At 73.5% G+C, this 23,941-nt stretch carries 17 protein-coding genes; 13 read left to right on the forward strand and 4 right to left on the reverse strand.

Annotated features, from left to right (window positions below):
* The first annotated feature begins 308 nt into the window (after positions 1-308).
* From ACFOW4_RS16400 to ACFOW4_RS16415, 4 genes are all read left to right on the forward strand, one after another.
* On the forward strand, positions 309-758 hold the full coding sequence (locus tag ACFOW4_RS16400) for an SAV_6107 family HEPN domain-containing protein (protein WP_377528544.1): 450 nt from the start codon (positions 309-311) through the stop codon (positions 756-758).
* A 98-nt stretch (positions 759-856) separates the two neighbouring features.
* Entirely contained in the window at positions 857-1,642 is a 786-nt protein-coding gene (locus tag ACFOW4_RS16405) for a hypothetical protein (RefSeq protein WP_377528546.1), read from the forward strand.
* Positions 1,639-3,201 (forward strand): DNA polymerase Y family protein, encoded by a 1,563-nt coding sequence (locus ACFOW4_RS16410; protein WP_377528548.1) that lies wholly within the window; start codon positions 1,639-1,641, stop codon positions 3,199-3,201. Before ACFOW4_RS16405 ends, ACFOW4_RS16410 begins: the two co-directional genes overlap by 4 nt.
* A gap of 228 nt (positions 3,202-3,429) precedes the next feature.
* The gene (locus tag ACFOW4_RS16415) at positions 3,430-6,813 is read left to right on the forward strand and encodes an error-prone DNA polymerase (protein ID WP_377528550.1); all 3,384 of its coding nucleotides are present in this window, start codon (positions 3,430-3,432) and stop codon (positions 6,811-6,813) included.
* 19 nt (positions 6,814-6,832) lie between these two features.
* Here ACFOW4_RS16415 and ACFOW4_RS16420 read toward each other — a convergent pair whose 3' ends face one another.
* The gene (locus ACFOW4_RS16420; RefSeq protein WP_377528552.1) at positions 6,833-7,552 is read right to left on the reverse strand and encodes a sulfite exporter TauE/SafE family protein; all 720 of its coding nucleotides are present in this window, start codon (positions 7,550-7,552) and stop codon (positions 6,833-6,835) included.
* 187 nt (positions 7,553-7,739) lie between these two features.
* Between ACFOW4_RS16420 and ACFOW4_RS16425 the strand changes: the two genes are divergently transcribed.
* The 8 genes from ACFOW4_RS16425 (at position 7,740) to ACFOW4_RS16460 (ending at position 15,044) form a co-directional block, all read left to right on the forward strand.
* The gene (locus tag ACFOW4_RS16425) at positions 7,740-9,089 is read left to right on the forward strand and encodes an extracellular solute-binding protein (RefSeq protein WP_377528554.1); all 1,350 of its coding nucleotides are present in this window, start codon (positions 7,740-7,742) and stop codon (positions 9,087-9,089) included.
* 6 nt (positions 9,090-9,095) lie between these two features.
* On the forward strand, positions 9,096-10,043 hold the full coding sequence (locus ACFOW4_RS16430; RefSeq protein WP_377528556.1) for a carbohydrate ABC transporter permease: 948 nt from the start codon (positions 9,096-9,098) through the stop codon (positions 10,041-10,043).
* Positions 10,040-10,216, forward strand: coding sequence for a hypothetical protein (locus ACFOW4_RS16435; RefSeq protein ID WP_377528558.1), 177 nt, complete (start codon positions 10,040-10,042; stop codon positions 10,214-10,216). The genes ACFOW4_RS16430 and ACFOW4_RS16435 overlap by 4 nt, the downstream gene beginning before the upstream one ends.
* Entirely contained in the window at positions 10,213-11,142 is a 930-nt protein-coding gene (locus ACFOW4_RS16440) for a carbohydrate ABC transporter permease (protein WP_377528560.1), read from the forward strand. Before ACFOW4_RS16435 ends, ACFOW4_RS16440 begins: the two co-directional genes overlap by 4 nt.
* Positions 11,143-11,169: 27 nt before the next feature.
* Positions 11,170-11,919 (forward strand): methyltransferase domain-containing protein, encoded by a 750-nt coding sequence (locus tag ACFOW4_RS16445; RefSeq protein WP_377528562.1) that lies wholly within the window; start codon positions 11,170-11,172, stop codon positions 11,917-11,919.
* Positions 11,916-13,088, forward strand: a complete 1,173-nt coding sequence (locus tag ACFOW4_RS16450) for an alkaline phosphatase family protein (RefSeq protein WP_377528564.1) — start codon at positions 11,916-11,918, stop codon at positions 13,086-13,088. The genes ACFOW4_RS16445 and ACFOW4_RS16450 overlap by 4 nt, the downstream gene beginning before the upstream one ends.
* A gap of 184 nt (positions 13,089-13,272) precedes the next feature.
* A complete protein-coding gene (locus ACFOW4_RS16455; protein ID WP_377528566.1) occupies positions 13,273-14,532 on the forward strand; it encodes a DNA polymerase IV in 1,260 nt (419 codons plus the stop codon).
* A 116-nt stretch (positions 14,533-14,648) separates the two neighbouring features.
* On the forward strand, positions 14,649-15,044 hold the full coding sequence (locus ACFOW4_RS16460) for a DUF3040 domain-containing protein (RefSeq protein ID WP_377528568.1): 396 nt from the start codon (positions 14,649-14,651) through the stop codon (positions 15,042-15,044).
* A gap of 467 nt (positions 15,045-15,511) precedes the next feature.
* Here ACFOW4_RS16460 and ACFOW4_RS16465 read toward each other — a convergent pair whose 3' ends face one another.
* Genes ACFOW4_RS16465 through ACFOW4_RS16475 form a run of 3 tightly spaced genes read right to left on the reverse strand, consistent with a single transcriptional unit; the run spans position 15,512 to position 20,358 of the window.
* A complete protein-coding gene (locus ACFOW4_RS16465) occupies positions 15,512-17,989 on the reverse strand; it encodes a DUF3488 and DUF4129 domain-containing transglutaminase family protein (protein WP_377528570.1) in 2,478 nt (825 codons plus the stop codon).
* Between the two features lie 16 nt (positions 17,990-18,005).
* Positions 18,006-19,304 carry a DUF58 domain-containing protein gene (locus ACFOW4_RS16470; RefSeq protein ID WP_377528571.1) on the reverse strand — a complete coding sequence of 433 codons (1,299 nt, stop codon included), beginning with the start codon at positions 19,302-19,304 and terminating at the stop codon, positions 18,006-18,008.
* A 1-nt stretch (position 19,305) separates the two neighbouring features.
* Positions 19,306-20,358, reverse strand: a complete 1,053-nt coding sequence (locus tag ACFOW4_RS16475; protein ID WP_377528573.1) for an AAA family ATPase — start codon at positions 20,356-20,358, stop codon at positions 19,306-19,308.
* Between the two features lie 391 nt (positions 20,359-20,749).
* Between ACFOW4_RS16475 and leuS the strand changes: the two genes are divergently transcribed.
* A complete protein-coding gene (gene leuS, locus ACFOW4_RS16480) occupies positions 20,750-23,590 on the forward strand; it encodes a leucine--tRNA ligase (protein ID WP_377528575.1) in 2,841 nt (946 codons plus the stop codon).
* Positions 23,591-23,941 lie beyond the last annotated feature (351 nt).

The following is a 23,941-nucleotide window of genomic DNA, read 5'->3' on the forward strand; positions in this document are numbered from 1 at the left end:
CCGTTCCAACATCCGGAGGCAGGTGTTTCGCGGCACCAGCCCCGGGAGGTGCGGTTTCGCGCGGACCGCACCGGGCGCTGGGCAGTCGCGAGCCCGGCCCCGTCAGGCAGGATCGTCGCTCGCCGCCCACGACCCCCGGGCGGCGGGCGACGAACCCGCCGGTTCGCCGGCCGGGTGTGGTGTGGGGAAGCATCCACACCCGGCCGGCCCCACACCGGTGCGTCTTCCTCCGCACCAACCGACCCCGGCGTCACGCCGGCGGACCCGTTCCGCCGACCGGTGCCCCGGCCACGTGGAGGAGACAGCCCATGCCGACCAATCCGGCTCAGGCACCGATGGTGCCGGCGCACGTGCTGCCGCACCGCACCCCCGCCCAGCTTCTCGCGTTGGCCCGGCTCGGGCTGGCCGAGGCCGGCCAGACCCGCCCCGACGGTCTGCGCTACGCGGCCGCCCACCTGTCGGCGTTGCGCGCGGCGGCCGCCCTGCTCGCCGCCCGCGCCCGGCCCGCCCCCGGCCGGCGCAACCGGGTCACCAGCGTCTGGGTCCTGCTCTCCGTCGTCGCCCCCGAGCTGGACGAGTGGTCCCGGTTCTTCGCCGCCGGCGCCGGCAAACGGGCCGCCGCCGAGGCCGGCATCCCCCGGGTAGTCAGCGCCCGGGAGGCCGACGACCTGCTCCGCGCGGCCGAACAGTTCGTCTCGGTGGTGGAGACCGCGCTCGGCGTGGTCCACCAGCCGGCCCTCGACGGCCTCGCCGCGTGACCCCGCCGTGACGCCGGCCGCCCGGCGGGGGGAGCCGGGCGGCCGGCGCCACGGCGCGGTCCTGATCTGATCCACAGCAACGACGGGGGGTTGGTCCGATGGCGGGCCGCATGGTGGTCGGTTCCGCCGCACTGGCCGATCTGGTGCGTCCCGCGAGTGCACCCGATCCGGCCGGCGGCCACCGGGTGCTGCCGGTGACGCCCGAGCTGACCGGCCTCCTGCCCAACCGGGGGCTGCGGCGCGGCAGCACCATCGCGGTCGCCACCGGCCAACCCCGGCGCAGCGGCGGCACCTCCCTGGTGCTGGCGCTGCTCGCCGAGGCGTCCCGGGCCGGCTCGTGGTGCGCCGTGGTCGGGGTGCCGACGTTCGGTGCCGGCGCGGCCGCCGAGCTGGGCATCGCCCTGGACCGGCTGGCCCTGGTGCCCAACCCCGGCCCCGAGTGGGCCACCGTCGTCGCCGCGCTGATCGACGGGGTGGACGTGGTGGTCACCGCCGTGCCGGCCGCGGTCTCCGCCTCGGTGGCCACCCGGCTGGCGGCCCGGGCCCGGCAGCGCGGCAGCGTCCTCGTCCCGTACGGCCGGTGGGACGGCGCGGACGTGACGTTGCAGGTGGTCCGCGGGGTCTGGGAGGGCCTCGGCCCCGGCCGGGGCCGGCTGCGCCGGCGGGAGATCACCGTCTCGGCGCGCGGGCGCGGGGCGGCCGCCCGCCCCAAGGAGATCAAGGTCTGGCTTCCCGGTGACGAGCTGACCCGGGTCATCCCCCGTACCGTGGGCCGCCCGGCCCCGGCCGTCACCGCCCGACCCCGCCCGGCAGCACCGGCCGGTGCGGCTGCCCCCGCCGACGCCGACCGCCGCGGCACGCTCACCCTGGTCGGTCCGGCGTGACCGACGCGCCGGTGCGGACCCTGCTGCTCTGGTGCCCGGACTGGCCGGTGCTCGCCGCCGAGATCGCCGACGGGGTGCCGGCCACCGGCCCGGTCGCCGTGCTGCACGCCAACCGGGTGGTGGCCTGCTCCGAGCGGGCCCGCGCCGACGGGGTGCGCCGGGGGCTGCGCAAGCGGGAGGCGCAGGGGCGCTGCCCCCAGCTCACCGTCGTGGAGTACGACCCCGGCCGGGACGCCCGGGCGTTCGAACCGGTGGTCTCCGCGGTGGAGGAACTGGTCGCCGGGGTCGAGGTGGTCCGCCCTGGAGCCTGCGCGGTGGCCGCCCGGGGGCCGAGCCGCTACCTCGGCGGCGAGGAGGCCGCCGCCGAGCGGATCATCGAGCAGGTCGCCCAGGCGTGCGCGGTGGAGAGTCAGGTCGGCATCGCCGACGGGGTGTTCGCCGCGACGCTGGCCGCCCGCGCGGGGCGGGTCGTAGCACCCGGCGGCACGCCGGAGTTCCTCGCCGGCCTGCCGGTGGAGGCGCTCGGCCGCCCGGCCCTGGCCGACCTGCTGCGCCGGCTGGGGGTTCGCACGCTCGGTGGCTTCGCCGCGCTGCCGGCCGGTGACGTGCTGGCCCGGTTCGGGTTCGACGGCGCGCTGGCCCACCGGCTCGCCGGCGGCCGGGACCACCGCCCGCTCGCCGTGCGGCAGCCCCCGGCCGACCTGACGGTGACGGCCGAGTACGACGAGCCGGTCGACCGGGTCGACGCGGCCGCGTTCGCCGCCCGGGCGCTGGCCGAGCAGTTGCACGACCGGCTCGCCGGGCACGGGCTGGCCTGCACCCGGCTCGGCATCGAGGCGGTCACCGCGCACGGGCAGGAGCTGCACCGGGTCTGGCGGCACGACGGGCTGCTCACCGCGGCGGCCATCGCCGACCGGGTGCGCTGGCAGCTCGACGGCTGGCTCTCCGGCAGCAACGGCCGGGCCGGGGCCCGACCGGCCCGGCCGACGGCCGGCATCATCCGGCTGCGGCTGGTCCCCGACGGGGTGCTCGCCCAGGCTGGCCTGCAACCCGGCCTGTGGGGAGAGACCGGCGAGGAGCGGGAGCGGGCGCACCGGGCGTTGAGCCGGGTGCAGGGCATCCTCGGCCCGGAGGCGGTGGTGACCGCGGTGCTCGGCGGCGGGCGCTCCCCGGCCGACCAGGTGCGCCTGGTGCCGTGGGGCGACGAACGGCTCCCCACCCGACCCGACGCGCCTCCGTGGCCCGGTCGGCTGCCGCCGCCCGCGCCGGCCGTGGTGCTGCCCAGCCCGCTCGCGGCGACCGTGCACGACGCCGCCGGCGAGCCGGTGGTGATCAGCGCGCGGCTGGCGGTGAGCGCCCCGCCCGCGCGGCTGGTGGTCGGCACCGGCCCGCCGGCGGAGATCGTCGGCTGGGCCGGGCCGTGGCCGGTGGACGAGCGCTGGTGGGCCCCGGCCGAGGCCCGGCGCCGGGCCCGGTTCCAGGTCGGCCTGGCCGACGGCACCGCCCTGCTGCTCGCCGTCGAGGCCGGGCAGTGGCTGGTGGAGGCGATCTATGACTGAACCAGACAGGCCCGTGGCCGGTTCCGGTGGATGTGGCCCGGTTCGGTGTGGCTGGGTTCGGTGTGGCGCCGACGCTGGCCGGGAGGCAGGTGTCCCGGTGAGCGATATGACTCTGAGTCATAGATATGCCGCACAGTCATATCGCTCACCGCACCCTCTTCCACCGGGGTCGGTCACCGCCCGGTGGCTGGTCGGTGTCACCACCACCGTTACGGCCGGAGTGGCCGGATGAGCTTCCACAACCCGAAGCTGCCCTGGTCGGAGCTGGAGCGGGTGCTCTCCGGACGGGCCGGCGACAACCGGGCCGGCGACGGCCGGGGGAGCCGGGGCGAGCGGCACCTGCACGTGGTGGACCCGCTCGCCGTCGACGCCGACGGCGGGGACTCCCCGGCCTGGAGCCGCAAGCGCCAGCACTACGAGGCGCCCGAGCTGGCCCGCCCCGACGGCGTGGTGCCCTACGCGGAGCTGCACGCGCACACCAACTTCAGCTTCCTCGACGGCGCCAGCCACCCCGAGGAGCTGGCCGAGGAGGCGGCCCGGTTGGGGCTCATCGCGCTGGCCGTCACCGACCACGACGGCTTCTACGGGGTGGTCCGCTTCGCCGAGGCGGCCCGTGCGCTGGCCCTGCCCACCATCTTCGGCGCGGAGCTCTCCCTCGGGCTGCCCGGTCCGCAGAACGGTGAGCCCGATCCGCACGGCGCGCACCTGCTGGTGCTGGCGCACGGCCACGAGGGGTACGCCCGACTGGCCACCACCATCGCCCGGGCCCAGCTGCGCGGTGGAGAGAAGGGCCGCCCGGTCTACGGGGAGCTGGAGGAGGTCGCCGCCGAGCTGCGCGACCACGTGCTGGTGCTCACCGGCTGCCGCAAGGGGCACGTGCCGGGGGCGCTGCTCACCGAGGGCGTCGACGCGGCGGCCCGCGAGCTGGACCGGCTGACCGCGCTGTTCGGGGCGGAGACGGTGGCGGTGGAGCTGACCGACCACGGCCACCCGGTCGACGCCGACCGCAACGACGCGCTCGCCGAGCTGGCCGCCGCCGCCGGGCTGCCGACGGTGGCCAGCAACAACGTGCACTACGCCAGCCCCGGCCGGCGCCGGCTGGCCACCACCGTCGCCGCCGTCCGGGCCCGACGCAGCCTCGACGAGATCGACGGCTGGCTGCCCGCGGCGGCCACCGCCCACCTGCGCAGCGGCGCCGAGATGGCGGCCCGGTTCGCCGCGTACCCGGGTGCGGTGGCCCGGGCCGCCGAGTTCGGCGCCGAGCTGGCCTTCGACCTCCAACTGGTCGCGCCGCAGCTGCCGGCGTACCCGGTGCCACCCGGGCACACCGAGATGAGCTGGCTGCGGCAGCTGACCTTCGACGGGGCACGGGAGCGCTACGGGCCGCGCGAGGCGCACCCGAGGGCGTACGAGCAGCTCGACCACGAGCTGCGGATGATCGAGGAGCTGGGCTTCCCCGGCTACTTCCTGGTGGTCTACGACATCGTCTCGTTCTGCCGTGAGCAGGACATCTACTGCCAGGGTCGGGGCTCGGCGGCGAACTCGGCGGTCTGCTACGCGTTGCGGATCACCAACGTCGACGCGGTCCGGCACCGGCTGCTCTTCGAGCGCTTCCTCGCGCCGGAGCGGGACGGTCCGCCGGACATCGACGTGGACATCGAGTCCGACCGCCGGGAGGAGGTCATCCAGCACGTCTACACCCGCTACGGCCGGGAGCACGCCGCCCAGGTCGCCAACGTCATCTCCTACCGGCCCCGGTCGGCCGTGCGGGACGTGGCCAAGGCGTTCGGGTTCTCACCCGGCCAGCAGGACGCCTGGAGCAAGCAGATCGACCGCTGGGGCTCGGTCGCCGCGGTCGACGTCGAGGACATCCCGGAGCAGGTGGTGGAGTACGCCAACGAGCTGCAGACCTTCCCCCGGCACCTGGGCATCCACTCCGGCGGCATGGTGATCTGCGACCGGCCGGTGATCGAGGTCTGCCCGGTGGAGTGGGGGCGGATGCCCGGGCGCAGCGTGCTCCAGTGGGACAAGGACGACTGCGCCGCCGTCGGGCTGGTCAAGTTCGACCTGCTCGGCCTCGGCATGCTCTCCGCGCTGCACTACGGCTACGACATGATCGGGATGACCCTCGACCTGGGCGACATGACGTTGGACGACCCGGAGGTCTACGACATGCTCTGCCGGGCCGACTCGGTCGGGGTGTTCCAGGTGGAGAGCCGTGCGCAGATGGCCACCCTGCCCCGGCTCAAGCCCCGCGAGTTCTACGACCTGGTGGTCGAGGTGGCGCTGATCCGACCCGGCCCGATCCAGGGTGGCTCGGTGCATCCGTTCATCCGGCGCAAGAACGGCCAGGAGCCGGTGACCTTCGCGCACCCGCTGATGCGCAACGCGCTGGAGAAGACCCTGGGTGTGCCACTGTTCCAGGAGCAGCTGATGCAGCTCGCCATCGACCTGGCCGGCTTCGACGCCGCCGAGGCCGACCAGCTGCGCCGGGCGATGGGCGCCAAGCGCTCGGTGGAGCGGATGGCCCGCATCGCCGACCGGCTCTACGCCGGCATGGCCGAGCGGGGCATCACCGGTGAGCTGGCCGACGACGTCTACCGCAAGCTCACCGCGTTCGCCAGCTACGGCTTTCCGGAGAGCCACGCGATGAGCTTCGCCTACCTGGTCTACGCCAGCTCCTGGCTCAAGCGGTACCACCCGGCGCCGTTCCTGGCCGCGCTGCTCAACGCCCAGCCGATGGGCTTCTACTCGCCGCAGACCCTGGTCGACGACGCCCACCGGCACGGCGTGGAGGTGCGCCGGCCGGACATCAACGCCAGCGGGGCCAAGGCGGTGCTGGAGTCCACGCCGGACACCCGGTGGGGCAGCGCGCCGGGGGAGCCGCCGCACGCCTGGGGGCTGGGCGGGCCGGCCGTCCGGCTCGGGCTGTCCAGCGTGCGTACCCTCGGCGACGACGTGGCCGAGCGGATCGAGGCCGAACGGGCGGCCCGCGGGCCGTACCGGGACATGCCGGACCTGGCCCGGCGGGTGGGTCTCACCGCCGCGCAGCTGGAGGCGCTGGCCACCGCGGACGCCTTCGCCGGTTTCGGGCTGACCCGGCGGCAGGCGCTCTGGGCCGCGGGCGCGGCGGCGCAGGACCGACCGGGTCGGTTGCCCGGCACGGTCACCGGCGCGGCGGCGCCCACGCTGCCCGGCATGGAGGCGGTGGACCGGCTGGTCGCCGACGTGTGGGCGACCGGGCTGTCGCCGGAGAGCCATCCCGCCCGGTTCATCCGGGGGCAGCTCGACGTGCTCGGCGCGGTGCCGATCGCCCGGCTCGGCCGGGTGGAGCCCGGGCAGCGGATCCGGGTCGGCGGCATCGTCACCCACCGGCAGCGCCCGGCGACCGCCGGCGGGGTCACCTTCCTCAACCTGGAGGACGAGACCGGGATGCTCAACGTCACCTGCTCGCCGGGGCTGTGGCAGCGTTACCGGCGGGTGGCCCGCAACAGCGCCGCGCTGGTGGTCCGGGGGCGTCTGCAGCGGCACGAGGGGGTGACCAATCTCGTCGCCGACCGGCTGGACGCGATCGAGCCGCCGGTCAGCCCGGCCTCCCGTGATTTCCGGTGACCCGACCCGGCCCGGCGGTTCAGCCGGCCAGTCCGGCGAGCGCCGCGCCGGCGCTGCCGAGCAGCCCGAGCAGCACGATCCGCCGGAACCGCACCGGGTCGATCCGGTGGAACAGCCGGTTGCCCAGCCACCAGCCCAGGGGCACGGCGGGCAGCGCCACCAGGGCGGTCCGTACCAGGTCGAGGTGCACCTGGCCGGTCACCGCGAATCCGGCCAGCCCCATCAGGCCGGTGCCGGAGAACGTCGCGGCCAGGCTGGCCCGGAAGGTGCGCGGGTCGTAGCCGAGTGAGTGGAACGCCGCGACCAGCGGCGGTCCGTTGGTGCCGGTGGCGGCGGTGAGCACCCCGACGAGCACACCGATGACACCCAGCCCGACCCGGCCGGTGCGGATCCGGGCGTTGGACCAGACCAGGGCGGCGCAGCCGAGCACCACCACCGCGATCACCACGCTGAGCACCCGCTCCGGCGCCCGCGCGAGCACCAGCAGGCCGAGCGGCAGGCCGAGCAGGGCGGCGCCGGCCAGTGCCGCCGCGACGGACCACCGGGCGTACGCGCGTTCCCGGACGGCCGCGACCAGGGTGAGCCCGATGCCGGTCAGCGCGGAGACGACGACCGCGCCGCGGGGATCAAGCGTCGCGGCCAGCAGCGGTACGGTCACCAGCGCGTAACCGAAGCCGCTGACCGCCTGGGCTAAGGCACCGAGCAGCACGATGCCGAAAACGGTGAGCAGCAGGACCACCCCGCCAGCCTGGCCGGGGCCACCGGCGGGCCCGACGCCGCCCCGTCCGCCGGAGACCCGCGACACAGGACGTTTCCGCTGATGACGCTCTTCGCTGGATTTCCCTCATCGGGGTTTGAAGTTCCGGAGAACCGGAGAAGTGCTGGTCCGCGCGGGCAGAGCGGCCCACGCGAGTTCGGGAGGTCTCATGTCACGGATACTGCGGGCGACCGCGTTCGCCGGGGCGCTCACCCTGGCGCTCAGCGGCTGCGGGGGAGTAGGCGGCGGCGACGACGCGGGGGGCGGCACCGCCACCAAGGGCGCGTTGAGCACGATGGGTTTCGGCTTCTCCGACGAGATCGCCAAGACCCGGGTGGACGCGTTCAAGCGGGACCACCCCGACGTGGACCTGAAGGTCACCGAGGGTGCCTTCGACGAGCAGCAGTTCCTCTCCGCGGTCGCCTCGGGCAACCCGCCGGACCTGGTCTACATGGACCGCAAGCTGATCGGCACGTACGCCAAGCGCGGCTCGATCCAGCCGCTCACCGACTGCGTCAAGAAGCAGGACATCAACCTGGACCAGTACCGGCCGGCCGCCCGTGCCCAGGTCACCCTGGACGACACGGTCTACGGCATCCCGGAGTTTTCCACGGTCCGGGTGGTCTACCTCAACGAGGGGTTGCTCAAGAAGGCCGGCCTGACCGCCGACCAGGTGAACCTGGACGACTGGGCCGCGCTGCCCGGGCTCAACGCCAAGCTGGCGTCGGTCTCCGGCGGCCGGCTCTCCCGGATCGGCATCGACCCGAAGATCCCCGAGTTCCTGCCGATGTGGGCCAAGGCCAACGGTGTCGACATGCTCTCCGCCGACGGCCGCACCGCCAAGCTGGACGACCCCAAGGTGATCGAGGCGCTGACCACCGGGGTCAACCTGATCCAGCAGCAGGGTGGCTGGGGCAAGTTCAAGTCGTTCCGCGACACCTTCGACTTCTTCGGCGCCCAGAACCCGCTGTCGAAGAACCAGATCGTCGCCTGGCCGATGGAGGAGTGGTTCCTCAACCAGGCCGCCAAGAACAGCCCCAACGTCGAGTTGGTGGTCAAGCCGTTCGTGGACCGGCAGGGCAAGCCGCTGACCCAGTCCGCCGGGCAGGCCTGGGTGATCACCAAGGGCGCGAAGAACCCGGACGCGGCGTGCGCGTTCGTCAAGCAGATGACCGCCACCGACACCTGGATGGCCGCCGCGAAGGCCCGGGCCGACGCCCGTAAGGCCGCCGGCCAGCCGTTCACCGGCGTCTACACCGCCAACGCCGAAGCCGACAAGAAGATCTTCGACGAGCTGTACCAGCCGACCGGCAACAAGCGCTTCGACGACGCGGTGGCCACCATCCGCTCGGTGCAGGACGTCGCGTTCGCGATGCCCGCCTCGCCGGCGGGTGCCGAGTTCGACAAGGCGTACTACGACGCGGTCAACCGGGTGCTCGCCGGCCAGGCGCAGCCCGCGCAGGCGTTGCAGCGCGCACAGCAGGAGGCCACCGCCGCGCTGGACAAGGCCGCGAAGTAGCCCGCGATGGCCACCGTCACCGCTCCCGCCCCGGGCCGGCGCCGCCGTACGCCGCTGGACCGGCGGGAGGCCCGCTGGGCGTACCTCTTCCTGGCGCCGTGGATCATCGGCTTCCTGATCTTCTACGCCGGGCCGATGGTCGCCAGCCTCTGGTTGAGCTTCACCGAGTACGACGTGATCAACCCGCCGGAGTACACCGGGCTGGACAACTACCGGGAGTTGATGAGCGACCCGGCGGTGGCCCGCAGCCTGGGCAACACCGTCTATTACACGGCGCTGCACGTGCCGCTGGTGATGCTCATCTCGCTCGGCCTGGCGCTGCTGCTCAAGCGGGTCGGCCGGTTGCAGGGCTTCTTCCGGACCGTCTTCTACCTGCCGGTGATGACCCCGGCGGTGGCGGTCGGCATCCTGTTCCTGCTGCTGCTCAACACCCAGGACGGCCTGATCAACCGGGCGCTCGGCCTGTTCGGGGTCGACGGTCCGAGCTGGACCACCGACCCGCACTGGGTGATGCCCGGCATCGTCCTGATGAGCCTGTGGAGCCTCGGCTCGACGGTGATCATCTACCTGGCCGCGTTGCAGAACGTGCCCCGGGACCTGTACGAGGCGGCGGCCATCGACGGCGCCGGCGCGTGGGCCCGGTTCCGGGCGGTGACCCTGCCGATGATCTCGGGCGCGCTGTTCTTCACGCTGATCGTCAACACGATCGCGTCGCTGCAGATGTTCACCGAGGTCTACACCATGTACTTCGGCAACCGCGAGACCCAGAACTCCTTCAACAGCGACGCGGCCAGCTTCTACGTCATCCACCTGTTCCAGGAGGCGTTCCAGTTCCTGCACATGGGCTTCGCCTCGGCGATGGCCTGGTTGCTCTTCGTGATCATTTTGGTGATCACCCTGGTGCAGGTCAAACTCAGCAACCGGTTCGTGTACTACGAGGGAGAAGACCAGTGACGGGCATGATCGGCCACAACGGCGTGGCCAACGCGCGACGGACCCGGCTCACCGCGGGCTGGGTGCCCGAGCCGCACCTCGAGCCGCGCGAGTACGAGATCACCGACGGTCCGGTGGCAAACGCCCGGCGGTCCCGGGCGGAGGACGATCCAGCGGCGGGGGAGCAGTCGTGACCACCGCCGTCGAACGCAGCGCCGCCGCACCGGTACCCGGCCTCGAGCCGGCCCGGGCGGCGGCGCGCCGCCCGGCGACCGCGCCGGACGAGGCCCGTCGGCCGCTCTGGCACCGGGTGCTCTTCGTGGCGGGGCTGGTCGGCGCCGCGGTGATCTTCATGCTGCCGTTCGTCTGGCTGGTGAGCGCATCGCTGCGCCCCCGCGAGTACGTCTTCGCCCCCGGGTTCCTGCCCACCCCGTTCGCGCCGGAGAACTACGCCGAGGCGTGGCGAGCCGTACCGTTGTTCACCTGGTTTCTCAACAGTGTGGTGGTCGGCGTCGCCGCCGCCGCGGCGGTGACCCTCTCCAGCGCCTGGGTGGCCTTCGGCTTCGCCTACTTCCGCTTCCCCGGCCGCAACCTGCTCTTCGGGGTGGTGCTGGCGACCATGATGCTGCCCTTCGCGGTCACCATGATCCCCACGTACCTGATCTGGTCGAACCTGGGCCTGACCGACACCCAGGTGCCGCTCTGGGCCGGCAACCTGTTCGGCTCGGCGTTCTACATCTTCCTGCTGCGACAGTTCCTGCTCTCGCTGCCTCGCGAGTACTTCGAGGCGGCCCGGATGGACGGGGCCAGCTATCCGCAACTGTTCTGGAAGCTCGCCTTCCCGCTGATCCGGCCGGCGCTGCTGGTCGCCTTCGTCTTCGAGTTCAAGGCCAGCTGGACGGACCTGCTCAAGCCGTTGATCTACCTGCGCAACGAGCAGCTCTACACCCTGCCGCGCGGGCTGAAGGTGGTGCTGGACCGGTTCGGCTACGGCGGTGAACAGCAGTGGGAGATCGTGCTCGCCGGCAGTGTGCTCGCCACCGTCCCGATGATCATCCTGTTCTTCCTGGCCCAGCGGCACTTCGTCGAGGGCATCGCCACCACCGGCCGCAAGGGCTGACCGGAGCGGGCGACTAGGCTCGACCGGGTGGAGCAGACCCGAGGCCGGTTCGCCGGGCCGCCACTGACCCCCCGTACCGCCGTGATCTGGTCGGTGCTGCGCGCCGAGCTGGACCGGCGCGGCGACGCCGAGCTGACCGTGCTCGACGTCGGCGGCGGCACCGGTGGGTTCGCCGTCCCGCTGGCCCGCGCCGGGCACCGGGTGACGGTGGTCGACGCCAGCCCCGACGCGCTGGCCGCGCTCACCCGCCGGGCCGCCGAGGCCGGGGTGGGCGACAGGATCACCGGGGTGCAGGGCGACGGCGACGCCCTGGCCGGGCTGGTCGAGCCGGCCGGGGTCGACCTGGTGCTCTGCCACGCCGTGCTGGAGGTGGTCGACGACCCGGCGCCGGTGGTGGCGGCGCTGGCCACCGCACTGCGCCCCGGGGGAGCGGCAAGCGTGCTGGTCGCCGGCCGGGCCGCCGCCGTGCTGGGCCGGGCCATGAACGGCCACCTGGACGTCGCGGTCGCGCTGGCCGCCGACCCGGCCGGCACCGCCGGGCCGCGGGACACCCTGCGGCGGCGCTACGACGCCCCCGGCGCCGCCGCGCTGCTCGCCGCCGCCGGCCTCGTGGTCGAGGAGATCCACGGGGTACGCGTGCTGGCCGACCTGCTGCCCGCCGCGGTGGCCGACGGGCAGCCGGCCGCCCTGGTGGAGCTGGAACGGGCGCTCGCCGCCCAGCCGCCGTACCGGGACCTCGCCGCCCAACTGCACCTGTTCGCCCGCCGGCCGGCATGACCGCCCCGTCGGGTGGCACCCCCGCGCCGCTGGCCGTCCTCGGGCCGGACCACGACGGCGGCCGCCTCGCCGACGTGCTGCCCAGCGCCCTGGCCGTGCTCGGCGTGCACGGGGCGGCCGACCCGCTCGGGCTGGCACCCCGACTGGTCGGGGTGCGCCGCGTCGCCGTGCTGCTGGTCGACGGGCTCGGCTGGTACCAGCTGTCGACCGCCGCGCCGTACGCGCCGGTCCTGACCGGGCTGGCCGTGACGGCGGCCCGGCCGATCGTCGCGGGCTTCCCGTCCACCACCCCGACCAGCCTGGTGACCCTGGGCACCGGCGTCGCGCCGGGCGCCCACGGGGTGCTCGGCTTCACCGTGCGGGTGCCCGGGACCGACCGGGTGCTCACCCACACCGACTGGGCCGCCGACCCGTCGCCGCTGCGTTGGCAGCCGGTACCCACCCAGTTCGAACGTGCCCGCGCCGCCGGGGTCGCGGTGACCGTGGTCAGCCGGCCGGAGTTCGGTGGCAGCGGTCTGACCGTGGCCGCCAACCGGGGCGGCGACTTCCGGGGTGCCGCCGGCGTCGACGCGCTGGCCGCGACCATGCGCGCCGCGTTGACCGCCGGCACCGGACCCACCCTGGTCTCCGGCTACCACCCGGACCTGGACCGGCACGGCCACGTCAGCGGAGTCGACTCGGTGCCCTGGCGGGTCGCCGCCGCCGAGGTCGACGAGCTGCTGGCCCGGCTGGTCGACGGCCTGCCGTCGGATGCGGCGCTGCTGGTCACCGCCGACCACGGCCAGCTCAACGTGCCCGCCGGGCACCGCTTCGACCTGGACACCGACCCGCGCCTACGGACCGGTGTGCACCTGGTGGCCGGCGAGGCCCGGGTGCGCTACCTGCACGCCGTGCCCGGCGCGACCGACGACGTGGTGGCTGCCTGGTCGGCGGTCCTCGGCGACGCTGCGCGGGTGCGTACCCGCGACGAGGTGGTCGCCTCGGGCTGGTTCGGGCCGGTCGCGGAGGAGCACCTGGCGCGCATCGGCGACGTGGTGGTGATCTGCAACGACACGTACGCCGTCATGGCCACCCGCACCGAGCGGCCGATGGCGTCGCGGCTGGTGGCGTACCACGGCGCGGACACCGCCGCCGAGCTGACCATCCCGCTGCTGGTCGTCCGCGGCTGACCCGGGGCCGTCCGCGGCTGACCAGCAAGCGGGTGCCTGGTCGGCGTGCGTGGGTTCGTGTGGTCGGTTGGTGGGTCGGCCTGCGCGGTGGGCGTGCGTGGGTTGGTCGGTCGGTGCGTCGGCCGCGTGGTGGTGCGGCCGGTTGGTCGCTGGTGGTGTCGTACCGGGGGGATAGCCTGCGGGGATGGGCCGCAGTCAGTCGTTGCCCCGGGGTGGCGATCCGCGCTTCGGGCCCGACGCCGACGACTCCGCCAGCGGGATCCTGCACGTCGACATGGATGCCTTCTTCGCCTCCGTGGAGGTGCGCCACCGGCCGGAGCTGCGCGGGCGGCCGGTCGTGGTGGGGGGCGTCGGGCCGCGCGGTGTGGTCAGCTCGGCCAGCTACGAGGCTCGCCGTTACGGCGTGCGCAGCGCCATGCCGACCAGCCGGGCCCGGGCGCTGTGCCCGCACGCCGTCTACCTCCCACCGGACTTCGCCGCCTACACGGCCGCGTCCAGGGCGGTCATGCAGATCTTCCGGGACGTCACTCCGCTGGTCGAGCCGCTCTCGCTCGACGAGGCGTTCCTCGACGTGACCGGTGCCCGGCGGCTCTTCGGCAGCCCGGCCGCCATCGCCCGGCTGATCCGTCGCCGGGTCGCCGAGGAGCAGGGCATCACCTGCTCGGTCGGGGTCGCGCCGAGCAAGTTCGTGGCCAAGTTGGGCTCCACCCGCGCCAAACCGGACGGCCTGCTCGTCGTCCCGGCCGGCCAGGTGCTCGACTTCCTGCACCCGCTGCCGGTCGACGCGCTGTGGGGGGTGGGGGAGAAGGCCGCAGAGTCGTTGCGCCGGCTCGGCCTGGCCACCGTGGGTGACCTCGCCGAGGCCCCGCTGGGCATGGTGCGTCGGGCGGTCGGCGAGGCATCCGCGGAGCACCTGCACGAGCTGGCCTGGGGGCGCGACCCGCGCCGGGTCAGCCCGGAGCACGTCGACAAGTCCATCGGGGCCGAGGTGACCTTCGACGCCGACGTGGGCGACCCGCTGGAGATTCGCCGCACCCTGCTGGCGCTCAGCGAGAAGGTGGGCGTCCGGTTGCGCCGTTCCGAGCAGGTGGGGCGCACGGTGTCGCTCAAGGTGCGGCTGGCCGACTTCCGCACCGTCAACCGCTCCCGCACGCTCGGCGTACCCACCGACACCGCACGTGAGATGTTCGACACGGTCTGGGCGCTCTACACCGCCTTGGACCCGAGCGAGCGGATCCGACTGCTCGGCGTGCGGGTGGAGGGGCTCGCCTCAGCCCAGGAGACACCACGGCAGCTCACCCTCGGCGCTCCGGAGCACGGCTGGCGGGAGGCGGAAGCTGCCGCCGACGCCGCGGCTGCCCGTTTCGGGCGGTCCGTCATAGGTCCGGCCAGTCTGCTCGGCAGGCATGACCCCCGTCGAAATGAAAATCCGCCCCGCCCATAGGTCGTCCCGCTTTCCGACGCGCGACCCCCCTCGTAGACTGGCGGGTAAGCAGCCGGTTGGCTGTCACGGTCTGTCGGCCCGAGTGGGCCTGACCAACGTGACCGGGGAGGAGTGCCGTGCCGCTCTCGGAGCACGAGCAGCGGCTGTTCGAGCAGATCGAGCGGTCGCTTGCCGAGGACCCCAAATTCGCCTCGGCCGTGCGCGCCAGTGATCCGCGTTTCCATGCGCGGCGTCGCCTGCTCGTCGCCGCCGGTGTGATCATCGCTGGCTTGGCCCTGCTGGTCTATGGTGCGGTGATCAATCTTCCACCGCTGGCGGTGGCGGGTTTCATCGTCATGCTGGCCTCGGCCGCGTACGCGGTGCAGTCGCAGCGCAAGGCGCAGTCACCCGACCTGCACGTGGTGGGCGGCACGACCAGTCGTCGCCGTCCACGCGGCCGTTCCGGTCGCCGGCCGTCGATCCTGGACCGCATGGAAGACAGGTGGCGGCAGCGCCCGGAGGGGCACCGCTGAGCCTGCCCCGCCGCTGAGGCGGGCCGTACGCCGCGACGAGCGAGTCGCTGGGATCGCCCCGGCGACCACTGTCGTATTCGCGCGCCCTGTTCGTCTCCGCGCCGCCTGCTCGTGTCCGCGGACCGTTGCTTCTCCGCATGCGCCTCGCTCGTGTCCGCAGGCGTTGTCGGGTCCGCCCGCGCCCTGTCCGAGGCCGCGCGCGCATCGGTGGTGTCCGTCCGCGCCCTGCCAGAGGCCGCGCGCGCCTTGGTCGTGTCTGCGGCCTTGTCTTCGTGTGCGGCGTTCCATGATCCACTCGGGATCATTGATATCGGGGTGTCCGGCATATCGGGATGCCCCGGCATCATTGAAGTCGAGTCGATCAACGAGGCGCCGCCGCCGGTGGGGTGATCGGGGATCGTCTCGGAGGCGAGATACCCGCCGGGGCGGCGCTGGCCCGCCGCGCACCGGCCGCGTCCGGCCGTCGTTCAGCGGGCGGCGCGGTCGGCCAGCAGCCGTCGGGGATTCCACCGCAGCAACTGGAAGCGGGCGCGCCCGGTCAGCGCCACCAGCCGGCCGGAGGCGTCCGCCACGGCGAGGCGCCACCGCAGCAGCACCGACGGCGGCAGTATGGCGGCGAGCAGCCGGGTCCGGCGGTCCGCCCGGGCGGAGAGCGCTCCGCGTACCGCGCGCAGCGCCGGCACCAGCCGCTCGCCGGTCAGCGGGTCCCGCGCGTAGCGGGCCCGCTCCTCCGCCCGGCCGAGCAGGCGCGCCGCGCCGACCGCGGCACTGTCATCGGCGAGCGACTCCCGCACCAGCCGGTCCGCCGTGGCCCGCGGGGTCTCGCTGCGGTCCACCGGGACCCGGAAGTCCACCAACGTGTCCATCAGCTCGTCCCAGGCGGCGTGCGCGTCGGCGCGGGCCCGGGTGGTGTCCGCTTCCAGGACCACCATCCGGGTGCCGGCGCTCGGCTCGTCCGCTGCGGCCGCCGTGGCGGTCGCCGGGGCGTCCGCCGCCCGGCCACCCCGCCGCCGGCGTAGTGCCAGCCGCCGCAGTGCCGGCACCGCCAGCAGGGCCAGCAGTGCCAGTACGCCGACGGTCCACCAGGGCCAGACCGGCGGTTGCTCGGCCGGCGTGTCGCCGCCGAGGGAGAGGCCGGTGTCGGTGTCCCGGTCGGCGTTGTCCGGCCCGGCCGGGTCGGCCGACGCGTCGGTGCTGCCCGGGGTGCCCGCTGAGCCGGCGTCCGGGCTGGACGGTGCCGGGGCGTCGGTGTTCGGTGCCCACGCCGACCGGGTGGAGCCGACCACTCCGTACGCCGGGGTGGCGTCGAACGGGACCCAGCCCATGCCGTCGAAGTAGACCTCGGTCCAGGCGTGCAGGTTGAGGTTGGTCAACGTGTAGGTGTTGCCGTCCTGCTGGCTGCCGTTGGTGAAGCCGAACGCCACCCGGGCCGGGATGCCGGCCGCCCGAACCAGCCAGGCCATCGCGGCGGCGTACTGCTGGCAGTAGCCGACCTTGTTGGTCAGGAAGTTGACGATGTCCTGACCGCTGCTGCCGCTCGCGGTGCTGAGCCGGTAGCTGAACCCGTTGTCCGCGGAGAAGTGCTGGTAGATGGCCAGCACCTTGTCGTAGTCGGTGTTCTTGCCCTGGACCAGCCCCTTGACCAGTTCCTCCACCTCGGGCACCGCCGGGGCTGCGGTCATCTGCCGGCGTACCGGGTGGTCGGCCGGCAGCGACCGCGCGGCCCGCAGGGCCGCCGGGGTGTACGTCGAGCGGACGTAGTCGAAGGCGTACTTCTTGCCCCGGGAGTTGTCCCGGTTGGAGAAGACGACCTGGAGGTTGGGGTCGTAGAGCCAGTTGCCGCTGAGGTCCTCGGTGCGCACCGGTTCCGCGTAGACCGGCAGCAGTGACATGGAGAGCGTCTTGGTTACCTCGACGGTCGCCCGGTAGCGGGCCTGCTCGACCCCCTGGCCGGCCCGCTCGGTCGGGTCCGGCAGATCCCGGTTGACCGGCCGGCCACTCGGGCTGCGGACCCGGAAGCCGTCCGAACGAAGCTCGTCGGCGACCCCGAAGCGCAGGTAGAACGGGTTCGGCTCGGACGTGGTCACCTTGACCAGTTCGGCCACCTCGGACTGGTTGAGCTGGCCGGCGAGCGACGCGAACAGGTCGATCCGGCCGGGTGAGCCGCCCTGGCCGGCGCGGCCGGTGCCCGTGCCGGTGCCCGCGTTTCCGGTGAGCGGATCGAGCAGCCCGCCGGTCATGGCCGGCAGGGCCAGTGGCAGCGCCACGGCGATGGCCACCCCGACCACCGCGAGCCGGCGGCCGGCGGAGGCCAGCGGTGACGCCTCCCATACGTCGACGTCGCGGCCCTCACCGGTGAACCGGCGCCCGAACCGGCGTACCCGGTCGACGTTGTCGGTGACCAGCAGCCAGAGGTACCCGGCGGCGCCCACGACGAACGGCGTGGCGGGGACGCTGTCGACGTAGACGGCGACCGGCACCGAGTAGATGGCGAGCATCGGCAGGCCGGCCAGCGCGGGCCGGCGCAGCCCCACGGACAGCACGTCGACCAGGACGGCCACCGCGCCCACCCCGAGCACGGCGATGAACAGCAGCGGGTCGGTGTCCGGAACCTCCACGCCGTAGGAGCGCATGTCCTGCACCGAGCCGGTGAGCAGGTCCGCGAAGTGCGCGAAGGTGCCGGGCGCGGGCAGGAAGGTGAGCAGCTCGGAGCCGCTGGGGAACAGCCAGGTCAGCGCCAGCAGGAGGCCGGCCAGCATGCCGAGCACCTGACCCCACAGCGGTGCCCGCACCAGCCGGGTCAGCGCGGCCACCCCGGCCACCACGGCGACCGCGATCACCGACTCGATGAGCCACGTCCAGCTCTCGAAGATGGCCGACAGCGGCGCGGCGGCGAGCACCGTTGCGGCGGCCGCCACCGCGCCGATGTTCCTGCTGGCGATCATGAAGGGACCCTTCCACTCATCGCACGGCTCCGGCGACGGTCTCGGCCAGCGCGGCGCGCAGTGCGAAACCCTGGGAACCACGGCCCGCCTGCGGCCAGATCGCCGGCAGTCGGCTGCCGTGGTCGACGCCGACCACCCGCCAGCCGCTCTGCAGCAGGGCCAGCACCGCGGCGCCGTGCGAGCGCTCCGCCTCGGCGCGGGCCTTCTCGGGCAGGCTGAGCCAGGTGGAGCTGTCCAACAGGAAACCGACGCAGGTGGCGCCGTTGCCGCGCAGCCCGGCCAGCACCTCGGCCTCGGCGAGGGTCAGCGAACCGAACAGCCCGATGATCAGGCCGCCGTCGGCGCGCTGCCGGACCCGCTGCACCAGGCTCGTCACCTCGGCCCGCTGGTCCAGCCGGACCTCGGCGAGATGGTCGAGCAGCAACCCGTCGCCGCCGGCCTCCGAGGCGTCCACGTCCGCACCGGAGCCGGTGACGAGGCGCAGCTTGTAGCCGGCCTGCCGCAGGTGCACCGCGACGCTCGCGGCGGCCGAGACGGCCCACTCGAAGCTGGCCGTCGGCCCGTCGCCGCGGTGGCCGTACGCCCGGGTGTCCAGCACCACCGTCGCCCGGCTCTCCCAGGGCTGCTCCTCGCGGCGCACCATCAGCTCGCCGGTGCGTGCGGTGGACTTCCAGTGCACCCGGCGCAGGTCGTCACCGCGCCGGTACTCCCGGGTCGCCGCGTCGTCCTCGCCGTGCACCGCCACCGAGCGGGCCCGGCTGTCGCCGCTGCCCGCGTACTCGCCGGGGAGCCGGACCGAGGGCAGCGGGGTGACCTGCGGGATCACCGTGAGGTGGTCGGTGGTGGGAAAGGCCCGGCTGAGCTCGCAGAGACCGAACGGGTCGGTCATCCGGACCACCAGCGGGCCCACGTCGTAGCGGCCCCGCACGTCGGCCCGCACGGTGTAAGCCACGGAGCTGGCCTGGTGCGCGCCCAGGCGCTCCAGGACCACCCGGGGACGGCTGCCCAGCGCGTAGGGCAGCCGGTCCTCCAGCAGCAGCGTGCCGGTGGGCAGCCGGGACAGGTTCTGCAGGCGCAGCACGACGCGGGAGTTGGCCCCGACCGGCACCCGGTGCGGGTCCAGCGACCGGTTGCAGGCCAGCTTGTAGCGGCTGCGCCCGACGTAGGCGGCGGCCAGCAGCGGCAGGACCGCCAGCAGTACGGCAACCCGCAGCAGGTCCTTCTCGCCGAGGATGCCGGCCGAGATCGCCGCCGCGACCGCCGCCGCGAGGAACGAGCGGCCGCGGGTGGTCAGTCCGCGCAGCCCGGCCCGCACCTCACGGCCTCCGCGGCTCGTACGGCGCGCGACCGTTGCCGGTGGCGGGCCGGGTGTCGTACGGCGAGCGCTGCCGGTCGTGCGGCAACGGCAGCCGGTGCACCAGCTCGGACACGATCGCGTCGGTGGTGCGCCGGGCGAGCTGCGCGTCGGCGGTCGGGATGATCCGGTGCGCCAGCACCGGCACCGCGAGCGCCTGCAGGTCGTCGGGGAGGACGTAGTCGCGGCCCTCCAGGGCGGCGACCGCCCGGGCGGTGCGCAGCAGTTGCAGGGTCGCCCGGGGCGAGGCGCCCAGGCGCAGGTCGGGCGCCTCGCGGGTGGCCGTGACCAGGTCGATGGCGTACTGCTTCACGGCGTCGGCGACGTGCACCTTGCGGACGGTGGCGATCAGCTGCCGGACGATGTCCGCGTCGGAGACCGCGTGCAGCTCGTTCAGCGGGTCGGAGGCGCCGTGCCCGTCCAGCATGGCCAGCTCGGCGCCGGCGTCCGGGTAACCCATCGCGATCCGGGCGGTGAACCGGTCGCGCTGCGCCTCGGGTAGCGGGTAGGTGCCCTCCATCTCGATCGGGTTCTGGGTGGCGATCACCATGAACGGCGTCTGCAGCTGGTAGGTGACGCCGTCGACGGTGACCTGCCGCTCCTCCATGCACTCCAGCAGCGCCGACTGGGTCTTCGGTGAGGCGCGGTTGATCTCGTCGCCGACCACCAGGTTGGCGAAGACCGCACCCGGGCGGAACTCGAAGTCGTGCGTCTCCTGGTTGTAGACGCTGACCCCGGTCACGTCGCTGGGCAGCAGGTCCGGGGTGAACTGGATCCGGCGCACCGAGCAGTCGATCGATCGGGCCAGCGCCTTGGCGAGCTTGGTCTTGCCGACGCCCGGCACGTCTTCGATCAGGAGGTGACCCTCGGCGAGCAGGACGGCCAGGGCCAGCCGCACGGTGGCGGTCTTGCCCTCGATGACCTGCTCGATGTTGGCCACGATGGCCTCGCTGGCGGCGCGGAACTCGTCGTGCGGCAAAAGGCCGCCCACCTCGTCCCAGGTCTGTTGTGTCACGGGCCTCCTCCTCGTCGCCGTGTCGGCAGCTCTGTATAGAGCACCTGGACCCGCCGTTGGGTTCGCGACGTCGAGCCTCGTTTGCCGCAGAAACCTCACTGGCCTCTCAGGCTAACCATGTTTGTCGTTCTCGCCGACCCCCGCAGGTAGACGGTCGGTTACGCCCCGATATTCGCCGGGTCGAGGGACGCGGCGGCCCGGGGCGGCGTCAACCGGCGGCGAGGTACACTGCCGGACATGGCCGGAGTCTTCCTGCTTCTTACCGGGCCGTGCTGATGCGTTGAACGCGCGACAGCACGGCGGCCCCTCCTGCGCGAGGGGCTTTTTTGTGCCCGCCGCCGGCCCGGCCCGACGGCGCCGAAACGAAGCGAAGCGAAGCGAGGAGAAGGCGATGAGTGAGGCAGCCGCACCGGCGGGCGACATCCCCCCGTTCCGGTACACCGCGGCCCTGGCCGACGAGATCGAACACCGTTGGCAGGACATCTGGGCCCGGGAGGGGACCTTCCACGCACCGAACCCGAGCGGCCCGCTGGCCGACCCGGAGCACCCCCGTGCCGGCGCGGAGAAGCTGTACGTGCTGGACATGTTCCCCTACCCGTCCGGCGCCGGCCTGCACGTCGGCCACCCGCTGGGCTACATCGGCACCGACTGCTTCGCCCGCTACCAGCGGATGGCCGGGCGCAACGTGCTGCACGCGATGGGCTTCGACGCCTTCGGCCTGCCCGCCGAGCAGTACGCGGTGCAGACCGGCACCCATCCCCGGACGACGACGGTCGCGAACATCGAGCGGTACAAGGCGCAGCTGCGCCGGCTGGGGCTGGCGCACGACGAGCGCCGTTCGGTCGCGACCATCGACACCGACTTCTACCGCTGGACCCAGTGGATCTTCCTGCAGATCTTCAACTCCTGGTACGACCGGGACGCGCGGCGGGCCCGGCCGATCGCTGAGCTGATCGCCGAGTTCGAGGGGGGCAACCGACCCACCCCGGACGGTCGGGCGTGGGCCGAGCTGAGCGTCACCGAGCGGCGCCAGGTGGTCGACGACCACCGGCTGGCGTACGTCTCGCAGGCGCCGGTGAACTGGTGCCCGGGGCTGGGCACCGTGCTGGCCAACGAGGAGGTCACCGCCGACGGCCGCTCCGAGCGGGGCAACTTCCCCGTCTTCAAGCGCAACCTGAAGCAGTGGATGATGCGGATCACCGCGTACGGTGACCGGCTGCTGGACGACCTGGACGCACTGGACTGGCCCGAGCCGATCAAGCTGCAGCAGCGCAACTGGATCGGTCGGTCCACCGGCGCGCACATCGACTTCCCCACCACCCAGGAGCCGATCCGGGTGTTCACCACCCGTCCGGACACCATCTTCGGGGCCACCTACATGGTGCTGGCGCCGGAGCACGAGCTGGTCGACGCGCTGGTGCCGGCGGCCTGGCCGGACGGCACCCGCGACGCGTGGACCGGTGGGCACGCCAGCCCGCGCGCGGCCATCGAGGCGTACCGCAAGGCCGCGGCGGCCAAGACCGACGTCGAGCGGCAGGCCGACACCAGGGAGAAGACCGGCGTCTTCATCGGCGCGTACGCCACCAACCCGGTCACCGACGCGCAGATCCCGATCTTCATCGCGGACTACGTGCTGGCCGGCTACGGCACCGGCGCGATCATGGCGGTGCCCGCCCAGGACGAGCGGGACTACGCGTTCGCCGAGGTCTTCGAGCTGCCCATCGTGCGGACCGTGCAGCCCAGCGAGGGCTTCGCCGGCAAGGCGTACACCGGGGACGGCCCGGCCATCAACAGCGCCGCGCCCGAGCGCGGCCTGGACCTGAACGGCCTGGGGGTGGCCGACGCCAAGGCGCGGATCATCGAGTGGCTGGAGGCGAACGGGCACGGCGCCGGCGCGGTGACCTACCGGCTGCGCGACTGGCTGTTCTCCCGCCAGCGCTACTGGGGTGAGCCGTTCCCGATCGTCTACGACGAGACCGGCGCGGCCATCGCGCTGCCGGAGGAGATGCTGCCGGTCGAGCTGCCCGAGGTGGACGACTTCTCGCCGAAGACGTTCGCGGCCGACGACGCCGACAGCAACCCGGAAACCCCGCTGTCACGGCGGCGCGACTGGGTGGAGGTGGAGCTGGACCTGGGTGACGGGCCGAAGCGCTACACCCGCGAGACCAACGTGATGCCGCAGTGGGCCGGCTCCTGCTGGTACGAGCTGCGCTACCTGGACCCGACCAACTCCGAGCGGTTCGTCGACGCGGAGAACGAGCGGTACTGGATGGGCCCGCGCGGCGAGGGCGACCCCGGCGGCACCGACCTGTACGTGGGCGGCGCCGAGCACGCCGTGCTGCACCTGCTGTACGCGCGCTTCTGGCACAAGGTGCTGTACGACCTGGGGCACGTCTCGTCGTTCGAGCCGTTCCGCAAGCTGTTCAACCAGGGCATGATCCAGGCGTACGCGTACACCGACGCCCGGGGTAGCTACGTGCAGGCCGAGGAGGTCATCGAGCGCGACGGCGGCTACTACCTGGGCGACGAGACGGTCAACCGCGAGTACGGCAAGATGGGCAAGTCGCTGAAGAACGTGGTGACCCCCGACGACATGTGCGCCGCGTACGGCGCCGACACCTTCCGGGTGTACGAGATGTCGATGGGCCCGCTGGAGGTGTCCCGCCCCTGGGAGACCCGCGCGGTGGTCGGGTCGTACCGGTTCCTGCAGCGGGTCTGGCGGGCGGTCGTCGACGAGCAGACCGGGGCGCTGCGGATCACCGAGGACCCGGCCGACGAGGCGACCCTTCGGCTGCTGCACAAGGTCATCGACGGGGTCCGCGGCGACATGGATGGGATCCGGTTCAACACCGCGATCGCCAAGCTGATCCAGCTGACCAACGGGCTGACCGGGCTGTCGGCGACGCCCCGCGAGGTGGCCGAGCCGCTGGTGCTGATGGTGGCGCCGTTCGCCCCGCACCTGGCCGAGGAGCTGTGGCGGCGGCTGGGACACGATTCCTCGCTGACGTACGCGGACTTCCCGACCGCCGACCCGGCGCTGCTGGTGGCCGACACGGTGACCTACCCGGTGCAGATCAACGGCAAGGTCCGCGGCCGCATCGAGGTCGCCGCGGGCGCCGACGAGGAGTCGGTGCGGACCGCCGCCCTGGAAGCGGTGGCCGCGTCACTGGCCGGCAAAGAGCCGCGCAAGGTCATCGTGGTGAAGGGCCGGATGGTCTCGGTCGTCGTCTGACGCCCGCCCGCGCCGCGCGGTCCGGGCATCGCGGTGCTGGGCTTCGCGGTGCGGCTTCGGGGTGCGGGCCGCGCGGTGCGGGCTCGCGGTGCGGCTTCGCGGTGCGGGCTCGCGGTGCGGGCCTAGCGGTGAGGGCCTCGCGGTGCGGCTTCGCGGTGCTGGCCTCGCGGGCAGGCATCCCGGACAGGGGCGTCTGGGCAGCATCGCGCGGTCCGGGTAGCCCTTCTGGGCGCTACGCACCTTGACGCCTGTGGCGGCGGAGCCTGGAACGAGCCTTATGACTCAGAGGCATATTTATGGGTCTTGTGTCGTATGTGTGGGTCTCTGGTGGTCATCTTCCGGGGAGTTGGG

The sequence above is a fragment of the Micromonospora sp. GCM10011542 genome (assembly GCF_042650685.1).
Classification (GTDB): Bacteria; Actinomycetota; Actinomycetes; order Mycobacteriales; family Micromonosporaceae; genus Micromonospora.

Coding starts and splice junctions, on each gene's coding strand:
- ACFOW4_RS16430 (WP_377528556.1), top strand. CDS start 9,096: ATGGCCACCGTCACCGCTCCCGCCCCGGGCCGGCGCCGCCGTACGCCG.
- ACFOW4_RS16450 (WP_377528564.1), top strand. CDS start 11,916: ATGACCGCCCCGTCGGGTGGCACCCCCGCGCCGCTGGCCGTCCTCGGG.
- ACFOW4_RS16455 (WP_377528566.1), top strand. CDS start 13,273: ATGGGCCGCAGTCAGTCGTTGCCCCGGGGTGGCGATCCGCGCTTCGGG.
- ACFOW4_RS16400 (WP_377528544.1), top strand. CDS start 309: ATGCCGACCAATCCGGCTCAGGCACCGATGGTGCCGGCGCACGTGCTG.
- ACFOW4_RS16425 (WP_377528554.1), top strand. CDS start 7,740: ATGTCACGGATACTGCGGGCGACCGCGTTCGCCGGGGCGCTCACCCTG.
- ACFOW4_RS16405 (WP_377528546.1), top strand. CDS start 857: ATGGCGGGCCGCATGGTGGTCGGTTCCGCCGCACTGGCCGATCTGGTG.
- ACFOW4_RS16415 (WP_377528550.1), top strand. CDS start 3,430: ATGAGCTTCCACAACCCGAAGCTGCCCTGGTCGGAGCTGGAGCGGGTG.
- ACFOW4_RS16465 (WP_377528570.1), bottom strand. CDS start 17,989: ATGATCGCCAGCAGGAACATCGGCGCGGTGGCGGCCGCCGCAACGGTG.
- leuS (WP_377528575.1), top strand. CDS start 20,750: ATGAGTGAGGCAGCCGCACCGGCGGGCGACATCCCCCCGTTCCGGTAC.